This is a genomic window from Kitasatospora sp. NPDC091257 (assembly GCF_044757675.1).
GTDB lineage: Bacteria > Actinomycetota > Actinomycetes > Streptomycetales > Streptomycetaceae > Kitasatospora > Kitasatospora lactacystinica.
In genome coordinates this window covers 1-1,119 of the sequence record NZ_JBIVVI010001846.1, presented here as the reverse complement: position 1 = coordinate 1,119, position 1,119 = coordinate 1, and the positions used below count along the sequence as shown (strand labels likewise).

The following is a 1,119-nucleotide window of genomic DNA, read 5'->3' as shown; positions in this document are numbered from 1 at the left end:
GTAGGGAGGGCCGGCCATGCCGCAGAACCCGGCCTTCCCCGGGGACGGCGAGGAACTTCTACCGACCGGCCACCGGGTCGGAGAGTGGACCGTCACCGGGCTGATCGGTGAGGGCGGCTGGGCGACGGTGTACGCCGCCCGCCGGGCCGACGGCGGCGGGGCGGATGACACGGTCGCCCTCAAGGTGCTGCTGACCGCCGGACTCGCGCCCCGCCAGGCCCGCCAGGTCGCCGAAGCCGCCCGGCGCGAAGCCGAGTTGGGCCGTACCGCCCCGCACCCCCGGCTGGTGCGGCTGCTCGATGCCGTCGTCCTGGCCGCCCCCGACCAGCCGTCGCTCGACGGCGCGATCGTCCTGGTCATGGAACGCGCCCGGTGCACCCTGCGCGACCTGCTCGCCATCGGCATCGACGAGGCCTATGGCGCCAGGATCGTCACCGGCATCTGCGAGGGCCTGGCCCACCTGCACCGCTCCGGCTGGGTCCACACCGACCTCAAGCCGGAGAACGTCCTCATCGGCGCGGACGGAGAGGTCCGCCTCTCCGACTTCGGCCTCGCCATCGAACTCACCGGCACCCACGGCCACGGCTCCCCGATGGGCACCCCCGACTACCTCCCGCCGGAGCGCTGGAAGGAACCCCTCGGCGAGCACGGCGTCAAGATCCGTACCACCGCTGACATCTGGGCGCTCGGCATCGTGATCCACGAGGTCTTCGCCGCCGGCGGCCGGCCGTTCCCCGGCGCCACCTCCGCCGCCCGCTGCGCCGCCACCCAGCAGTACGCGGAAGGCCGCGCTGCCCTGCGGCTGGCCGCCGTCGTCCCCCCGTTCTGGCGCGCCCTGGCCGCCGACTGTCTCGCCCCCACCCACACCGCCCGCGCCCCGCACACCGCGGAGAGCCTGCTCGCCCGCATCCGCGCCCACCGCCCCGGCCGGCGCGCGCGCCGCCCGAACCCTCGCCCTCGCACCGCTCTGCTGGCCCTGGCCTCCTGCGCCACGGTCGCCGTCACCGGCACTGCCCTCTGGCCGCACCCGGGACCGTCCGGACAGCCCGCCCACGTCCGGGTCTTCAACACCGAACGCGGCTGTCAGGACCGCACCGACCGCGACCCCCGGTGCAGCCT

Annotated in this window: 1 protein-coding gene; it reads left to right on the top strand. The window is 75.6% G+C overall.

Annotated elements, in window-relative coordinates; translation table 11 throughout:
- Window positions 1-16 precede the first annotated feature (16 nt).
- The coding region (locus tag ACIQOV_RS42420; RefSeq protein ID WP_401056613.1) for a serine/threonine-protein kinase at window positions 17-1,119 on the top strand (1,103 nt) is incomplete at its 3' end.